Origin of the sequence: Aquimarina sp. RZ0 (genome assembly GCF_008370685.1) — a bacterium.
Lineage (GTDB): Bacteria > Bacteroidota > Bacteroidia > Flavobacteriales > Flavobacteriaceae > Aquimarina.
Window position 1 is genome coordinate 1 of record NZ_VTZU01000225.1, and the last position, 1,184, is coordinate 1,184.

A 1,184-nucleotide genomic window follows, 5' to 3' on the forward strand; every position below is an offset into this window, starting at 1 on the left:
GTACATTGAGTACTGTACCTGCCGGGATTTCTCAAAAATTAATAAATCTTGGTGTCAATCCAACGAATGCAGAACGATACGAACAAAAAACGTCTGATGGCAAAGTTACTCAGGGTTGGCTCAGTCATGATATCTTTATTACTGATGAGCAGCTTCATGCCATGGATGCAGATATTTCAAAAGCATTTTACAATACCAGAGTTTCGGTGAATGGCACAAGAACAATTACAATTGTTCCTAGTGGTAGTTCATTTAATAATAACGTTAACAACATTATTGGAATACTGGGAGGGGTAGTAAATGATTTTAACTCATTAGGCTTAAGACTACGTTTTAATGTAGGAGAAACGACTCCACCAAATACAGCTGCCGATTTTGGACCTAACAATATAGTTATTCAATCAAACGGAACTTCAGGTTGTAGCGCCAGATTCCCTTCGAATGGAAACCCCGGAAGTTTTATAACTTTTGATTCTAATGGTTCTTTTCAAGTTTTAAGAACTGCTCTTTTTCATGAAATCATGCATGCGCTTGGCCTTAGACATTCTGATTTTAGAACCGGATCTAGCTGTGAGAATGTTCGCCCTGCAAGTGTAGGTGATGAAAATGTTAGCGCACCAAATTTGCAGTCTAATTTTATACCAGGTACTGCTAATGATGGCAATTTTACAAATTCAGTGATGTCAAGGTGTTTTATCGGTAATTTTAATCTTACAGAGGAAGATGTTAGAGCTCTCCAAGGTTTATATGGCTTTTAAAATATAGATAATACATATATCAGTTTGTATAAATTTCTGATATCAATTTATACATAGTGGTACTACACAAACCTCATATCCTTTAAAAAAAAATAGGATATGAGGTTTTCTTCATATTAGGTAACCCACCTTACACACAATTCGATTGATATCATTTAATTTTGCGTAAGGTGAGTTATACGATTTATAACTAAAAATTTCGCATATTCATCGTTTCTTTTTCCTTTCTACTTCGTTTAAAAAATAAACCGTAGCTATAGCTATGCTTGATTTTTTTGCCTTGCATAAAGAAAAAATATTTCAATGAATTTATACGAATTTTTTAATCACAAATCGTATTAATAAGAAATCACTATTTTTTTTAATAGCAACAAAGAAGCAAATTTTAATGAGTAACCTTAATTCAGAAATGTAATATCACTCATC

1 protein-coding gene is annotated in these 1,184 nt (G+C 33.0%); it reads left to right on the plus strand.

Annotated features, from left to right (window positions below; all coding sequences use genetic code 11):
- Positions 1-758 (plus strand): M57 family metalloprotease (locus tag F0000_RS27400; protein ID WP_149627866.1); only part of this gene is annotated, 758 nt, incomplete at its 5' end.
- Positions 759-1,184 lie beyond the last annotated feature (426 nt).